Raw genomic sequence first — 7,091 nt, 5'->3', positions numbered from 1 at the left:
CGGCACCTTTGAACTTGAACCAGCCGTTCGGGCTGAGCCTGTCGAAGCCTTGCGCAGAGCTTCGAACCGCATCAACGCATTCAAGTTGGTTGATGCCGACTCAATAAAAACGGCAGTTGGATGCATTTGCCAGCGCTGCTGTTGGGATGCCAGGCAAGGCGCGAGTCCACGCGGTGTGCGGCAAGATGACAAGCGGTCCACTGCCGTTTTTAGGTTCATAGCAAACAGCACCCTGCCAATAGACGTCCGATCATGTCTTGGTTCCGTTGCATGGCGCATTCCGTGCCTGCGATCCCCGGTTCGCCCCCAGGCTATCCCTTGCCGCCTAAGATGACTTGCCCATGTCCACCGCTGACCTGATCGTGCATCGCCCCGAGGGGCTGTACTGCCCGCCCGGCGATTTTTATATCGACCCCTGGCGTCCGGTGCAGCGTGCCGTGATCACGCACGCGCATTCCGACCATGCTCGCCGGGGGTCGGCCCGTTACCTGGCCCACGAGGCCAGCGCGGGCACGCTGCGCAACCGGCTCGGGGCCGACATTGCGTTGCAGACGGTGGCGTACGGCGAAGTCATCCACCACCAGGGCGTGAACGTATCGCTGCATCCCGCAGGCCATGTGCTGGGCTCGGCCCAGGTGCGCATCGAGCACGGCGGCCAGGTGTGGGTGGCCTCGGGCGACTACAAGCTCGACGAGGACGGCACCTGCGCGCCGTTCGAGCCCGTGCACTGCCACACCTTCATCACCGAATCCACCTTCGGCCTGCCGATTTACCGCTGGCCATCCCAAGCGGTGCTGTTGGCCGACATCAACGCCTGGTGGGCCGCCAACGCAGCGGCGGGCAAGGCCAGCGTGCTGTATGCCTACGCGTTTGGCAAGGCGCAACGCCTGTTGCATGGCGTGGACGCCAGCACCGGGCCCATCGTGGTGCATGGCGCGGTGGAACCGCTGAACGCCGTGTACCGCGCCGCCGGCGTGGCCCTGCCCGCCACGCACCGCGCCACCGACCCGGCGCTCACCAAGGCCGACCTGCGCCGCGCCCTGGTGCTGGCGCCGCCCTCGGCCGCGGGCACGCCGTGGCTCAAGCGCTTTGGCGAGCATTCCGATGCCTTTGCCAGCGGCTGGATGCTGGTGCGCGGCGCGCGACGCCGCCGGGGCGTGGACCGGGGTTTTGTGATGAGCGACCATGCCGACTGGCCCAGCCTGCAAAAGGCCATTGGCGCCACCGGGGCCGAACGCGTGATCGTCACCCATGGCAGCACCGCCGTGATGGTGCGCTGGCTGTGCGAGCAGGGTCTGGATGCGCAGGTATTTGCCACCGAATACGGCGCAGACGACCACGAGGACGATACCGCTGCCGCGCCCGATGCCCCCGCCAGCACACCCGCCGCCGGGGCCGCGCCATGAAGCAGTTTGCCGCCCTCTTCCAGGCACTCGATGCCACCACCGCCCAGTCGGCCAAGCTGGCCGCACTGGTGGCCTACCTGCGCGTGGCGCCCCCCGGCGATGCGGCCTGGGCCGTGTACTTTCTGGCCGGGGGCAAGCCGCGCCAGATGGTGCCCACCAAGCGCCTGAAGGCCCTGGCGCAAGACGCTGCGGGCCTGCCCGAATGGCTGTTCGACGAAAGCTACGAGGCCGTGGGCGACCTGGCCGAAACCCTGGCCCTGCTGCTGCCCCCACCCACCGCGCCTGCCGACCTGCCCCTGGCCGAGTGGATGGCGCTGCTGCTGCCGCTGCGCGCTCTGCCCGCCGACGAGGCCGATGCGCGCCTGCGGGCGCAGTGGAACCTGCTGGCATCCGGGCAACGCCTGGTGTACTTCAAGCTCATCACCGGCAACTTCCGCGTGGGGGTGTCACGCCTGCAGGTCACGCAGGCGCTGGCGACCGTGAGCGGGCTGGACGCCAAGCGCATCGCGCACCGGCTGATGGGCTACACCCAGATCGGCCGCCAGCCCCAGGCCGCCGATTACGCTGCACTGGTGGCCCCGGCCGATGGCGAAGCAGGCTCGCCCAGCGATGGCGCCGCCGGACACCCCTATCCCTTTTTTCTGGCCCATCCGTTCAACCAGGCCGTGGCCGACATGCCCGCACTGCTGGGGCCGGTGGCCGACTGGCAGGTGGAGTGGAAGTGGGACGGCATTCGCGCGCAGATCGTGCGCCGCGCCGGGGCGGCGTGGGTCTGGTCACGCGGCGAAGAACTGGTGACCGACCGCTTCCCCGAACTGGCCGACGCCGCGCTGCAGAGCCTGCCCGATGGCACGGTGATTGACGGCGAAATCCTGGTGTGGCTGCCCGATGAGCCAGGGCCCCGCCCCTTTGCCGACCTGCAAAAACGCCTGGGCCGCAAAACGCTGGGCGCGAAGCTGCTGCGCGAACTGCCGGTGGTGCTGGTGGCCTACGACCTGCTGGAGCACGCGGGGCAGGATGTGCGCGCGCAGCCCCAGCATGCGCGGCGGGCGCTGCTGGAGGATATGCTTCACCCACCGCCTGAGGTATCCATAGAGGTCACACCAAACACCGAACCGTTCACGCTGAGCTTGTCGAAGCGCGGCGCAGGACTTCGACAGGCTCAGTCCGAACGGGTTGTAGCGTACGAAACAGAGCCAATGCCGCCCGATGCCGTAGGCAGCCCGTTACCCCACACCGCACCGTTCACGCTGAGCTTGTCGAAGCGCGGGGCAGGACTTCGACACGCTCAGTCCGAACGGGTGGGGGAGAGTCCCGCCGAACCGGAGCGGCCCTCCACCATCCCTGCAGCCGATGCGCCTCCCGATCCGTTCACGCTGAGCCTGTCGAAGCGCGGCACAGAACTTCGACAAGCTCAGTCCGAACGGGTGGGCGAGAGTCCCGCCGAACCAGAGCGGCCCTCCACCATCCCTGCAGCCGATGCGCCTCCCGAACCGTTCACGCTGAGCCTGTCGAAGCGCGGGGCAGAACTTCGACAAGCTCAGTCCGAACGGGTGGGCGAGAGTCCCGCCGAACCAGAGCGGCCCTCCACCATCCCTGCAGCCGATACGCCTCCCGAACCGTTCACGCTGAGCTTGTCGAAGCGCGGGGCAGGACTTCGACAAGCTCAGTCCGAACGGGTTGTAGCGCCCGATGCAATGGGCAGCGCGCTGCCCGACACCGCACCGTTCACGCTGAGCCTGTCGAAGCGCGAGGCAGGACTTCGACAGGCTCAGTCCGAACGGGTGGAAAGGTTCACGCTGCACCCCTCCCCCGCGCCGCACATCGCCTGCACCCTGCGCCTGAGCCCCCTGCTGCAAGGGGCTGACTGGCCCGACCTGGCCCGCCAGCGCGGGGCCGCGCGCAGCCTGGGCACCGAGGGCTTCATGCTCAAGCACCGCATGGCGCACTACGGGGTAGGCCGCACCAAGGACGCGGGTGTCTGGTGGAAATGGAAGATCGACCCCATGAGCGTGGATGCCGTGCTGATCTACGCCCAGCGCGGCCATGGCCGCCGCGCCAGTCTGTACACCGACTACACCTTTGCCGTGTGGAGCGGCCCGCCGCAAGACCCAGCCCGGCAACTGGTGCCCTTTGCCAAGGCCTACTCGGGCCTCACCGACGCCGAGATCGCGCAGGTGGATGCCATCATCCGCAAGACCACGCGCGAAAGCTTTGGCCCCGTGCGCAGCGTCGAGGCCACACAGGTGTTCGAACTGGGCTTTGAAGGCATTGCGCGCAGCTCGCGCCACAAAAGCGGCATCGCAGTGCGTTTTCCACGCATGCTGCGCTGGCGGCCAGACAAGCCGGTGGCCGAGGCCGACACGCTGCAAACACTGGCGGCGCTGTTGCCGGGAGGCAGCGCATGAGAGAAGGCGGCGCAGCCCGCTGGGTGGCGGTGCGCGGCTGGCAGCCGTTCGCCTTTCAGCAGCAGGTCTGGCAGGCCCTGGCCGAGGGCCGATCGGGCCTGCTGCACGCCACCACCGGCGCGGGCAAAACCTACGCGGTGTGGCTGGGCGCACTGCAGCACCTGGCGCCCGACCCGCCCGACCCCACCGTTCGGGCTGAGCCTGGCGACGCCGGGACACGCCCCCTCACCATTCCGGCTGAGCCTGCCGAAGCCGCAGCACCCCCCCCCCCCGCTCAGGCTGAGCCTGTCGACGCCGCAGCACCCTCCCCCACCGTTCGGGCTGAGCCTGTCGAAGCCGCAGCACCCCCCCCACCGTTCAGGCTGAGCCTGCCGAAGCCGCAGCACGCCCCCCCACCATTCCGGCTGAGCCCGTCGAAGCCACAGCACCCCCCCCCACCGTTCGGGCTGAGCCTGTCGAAGCCACAGCACACTCCCCCACCGTTCAGGCTGAGCCTGTCGAAGCCGCCGCGCTGTCCGCAGGCTCCCCCCGCTGCACCAGCCCTTCGCCAAGCTCAGGGCGAACGGCCGCGGCGGCACCACAGGCCCTGGCCGCAGATGCCGAAGTCCGCAGGAACGGCCGCACCCGCCGCGCCGCCGCCCCACCGCTCACCGTGCTGTGGATCACGCCCATGCGCGCCCTGGCCACCGACACGCTGCGCGCCCTGCAAGAACCCCTGCCCGATCTGGCCCCGCACTGGACCAGCGGCCTGCGCACCGGCGACACCACCAGCGGCGAGCGCGCCGCGCAAGACCGCCGCCTGCCCACCGTGCTGGTGACCACGCCCGAGAGCGTGTCGCTGCTGCTGGCCCGCGCGGATGCCCGCGAGCGGCTGGCCAGCGTGCGCCTGGTGGTGGTGGACGAGTGGCACGAGCTGGTGGGCAACAAGCGCGGCGTGCAGGTGCAACTGGCGCTGGCCCGCCTGTCGGGCTGGAACCCGCGCCTGCAGGTGTGGGGCATGTCGGCCACACTGGGCAACCTGCCTGACGCGCTGGCCACGCTGATGCCCACCCTGCCGCCGCGTGCACCGCGCCGGCCCAAGCCGCTGCTGCTGCAGGGCCGCATCGACAAGGCCCTGCAAGTGCAGGTGCTGCTGCCCGGGCGCGCAGAGCGCTTTGCCTGGGCGGGGCACATGGGCCTGTCGCTGCTGCCGCAGGTGGTGCAGTCCATCGAGGCCAGCGCTTCCACACTGGTCTTTACCAACACCCGCTCGCAGGCCGAGCGCTGGTACCAGGCGCTGCTGGAGGCGCGGCCCGACTGGGCCGGCACGCTGGCCCTGCACCACGGCTCGCTCAGCGGCGAGGTGCGCGGCTGGGTCGAGGCGGGGCTGAAAACCGGCACCTTGAAGGCGGTGGTGTGCACGTCCAGCCTGGACCTGGGCGTGGACTTTTTGCCGGTGGAGCAGGTGCTGCAGATCGGCTCGGCCAAGGGCGTGGCGCGGCTGGTGCAGCGCGCGGGGCGCTCGGGCCATGCGCCCGGGCGCACCTCCAGCATCACGCTGGCGCCCACGCACAGCCTGGAGCTGGTGGAGGCCGCCGCCGCCCGCCAGGCGCTGGCCGAGGGCCACATCGAAGACCGCCACACGCCGCGCGCGCCGCTGGATGTGCTGGTGCAGCACCTGGTCACCATCGCCCTGGGCGGCGGCTTTGTGCCCGATGCCCTGCTGGCCGAAGTGCGCCGCGCTCCGGCCTACGCCACCCTGGCCGACAGCGATTGGCAATGGGCGCTGCAGTTTGTGCGCCAGGGCGGCGCATCGCTGGCCAACTACCCAGACTTTCATCGCGTGGTGCCCGATGACGATGGCGTGTGGCGCATGCCCGATGCGCGGCTGGCGCGACGCCACCGCAGCAACATCGGCACCATCGTGAGCGATGCCAGCATGCAGGTGCAGTTTGTCAGCGGCGGGCGGCTGGGCTCGGTGGACGAGAGCTTCATCGCGCGCCTGAAGCCCGGCGATGTGTTCATGTTCGCAGGCCGCCTGCTGGCGCTGGTGCGCACGCAGCAGATGACGGCCTATGTGCGCGCCGCCCCCCCGGGCAGCGCCGCGCTGCCGCGCTGGAACGGCGGGCGCATGCCGCTGTCAGACACGCTGGCCGATGCCATGCTGCGCCAGCTGGAGCAGGCCGAGCGCGGCGTGTTCGCCTCGCCCGAGATGCGCTGCGCGCAGCCGCTGCTGGCGCTGCAGGCCGCCTGGTCGGCCCTGCCCACGCCCGCCCGCCTGGTGGCCGAGGTGCTGCATACGCGCGAGGGCTGGCACCTGTACCTGTACCCGCTGGCGGGGCGGCTGGTGCACCTGGGGCTGGCGGGGCTGCTGGCCTGGCGTGCCGCGCAGCAGGTGCCCAACACGTTTTCCATCGCCGTCAATGACTACGGTCTGGAGCTGCTGTCGGCCAAGCCGGTGGACTGGCCCGCGCTGCTGCCGCACCTGATCGGGCAAGCCACCCGCAGCGCCATGGGCAGCGGGCTGCAGGCCGAGGTGCTGGCCAGCCTGAACGCCACCGAGATGGCGCGCAGGCGCTTTCGGGAGATTGCGCGCATTGCCGGGCTCATCTTCCAAAGCCACCCTGGCGAGCAACGCAGCAGCCGCCAGCTGCAGGCATCTTCGTCGCTGTACTACGACGTGTTTGCGCAGTACGACCCCGACAACCTGTTGCTGGCCCAGGCCCGCGCCGAGCTGCTGGCGCAGGAGCTGGACATGCACCGCCTGGCGCACACCCTGCAGCGCATGCAGGGCCAGCAGCTATCAGTGCACCGGCTGGAGCGCCCCACGCCGTTCGCCCTGCCGCTGATGGTGGAGCGCTTTCGCGAGCGCCTGAGCACCGAAACCCTGGCCGACCGGCTGGCGCGCATGGTGCAGGCGCTGGAGGTGGCGGCCGACGCGACCATGGGCACCGCCCGCGCAGACGGCCTGACTGTGCCCGTGATGCTGGAGCCCGCCGACGAGCCCGGCGCGCCAAGACCCCGCCGCGCCCGAGGCCATCGGGCTGCGCGATGATCCTCAAAACGGCAGTTGGATGCATTTGCCGGCGCTGCTGTTGGGGTGCCAGGCAAGGCGCGACGACGCGGCAGGCTCGTGCCTGCAAGGAGGACCAACACCGCATGGCGCTCCAAAAGCGGTGCTGGCAAGTGCATAGCGCTGTCACCCCCAAGGTGAGGATGCGAAAACACGCAAGGCCCGCGTTCACGCGGTGTGCGGCAAGATGACAAGCGGTCAACTGCCGTTTTTAGGATGATGCAA

At 69.9% G+C, this 7,091-nt stretch carries 3 protein-coding genes and 1 pseudogene; all 4 read left to right on the top strand.

Going from position 1 to position 7,091, the window contains the following annotated elements; translation table 11 throughout:
• The first annotated feature begins 341 nt into the window (after positions 1–341).
• The 4 genes and pseudogenes from ACK543_RS07635 to ACK543_RS07620 all read left to right on the top strand — a co-directional run bounded on the left by ACK543_RS07635 (position 342) and on the right by ACK543_RS07620 (position 6,848).
• Entirely contained in the window at positions 342–1,406 is a 1,065-nt protein-coding gene (locus tag ACK543_RS07635) for a ligase-associated DNA damage response exonuclease (RefSeq protein WP_409942250.1), read from the top strand.
• The gene (locus ACK543_RS07630) at positions 1,403–3,814 is read left to right on the top strand and encodes a hypothetical protein (protein ID WP_409942249.1); all 2,412 of its coding nucleotides are present in this window, start codon (positions 1,403–1,405) and stop codon (positions 3,812–3,814) included. The genes ACK543_RS07635 and ACK543_RS07630 overlap by 4 nt, the downstream gene beginning before the upstream one ends.
• Positions 3,811–3,981: pseudogene (locus ACK543_RS07625) on the top strand (DEAD/DEAH box helicase); the annotation flags it as partial. The gene ACK543_RS07630 and the pseudogene ACK543_RS07625, both read left to right, overlap by 4 nt.
• A gap of 230 nt (positions 3,982–4,211) precedes the next feature.
• Positions 4,212–6,848: a ligase-associated DNA damage response DEXH box helicase gene (locus ACK543_RS07620; protein WP_409942251.1), complete on the top strand. Its 2,637-nt coding sequence runs from the start codon at positions 4,212–4,214 to the stop codon at positions 6,846–6,848.
• Positions 6,849–7,091: the final 243 nt, after the last annotated feature.

Source organism: Acidovorax sp. (assembly GCF_046341535.1).
Classification (GTDB): domain Bacteria; phylum Pseudomonadota; class Gammaproteobacteria; order Burkholderiales; family Burkholderiaceae_C; genus Acidovorax.
Note: the sequence above shows the minus strand (reverse complement) of the source record. Positions and strands in the feature narration are given on the sequence as shown.

Coding starts and splice junctions, on each gene's coding strand:
- ACK543_RS07635 (WP_409942250.1), top strand. CDS start 342: ATGTCCACCGCTGACCTGATCGTGCATCGCCCCGAGGGGCTGTACTGC.
- ACK543_RS07630 (WP_409942249.1), top strand. CDS start 1,403: ATGAAGCAGTTTGCCGCCCTCTTCCAGGCACTCGATGCCACCACCGCC.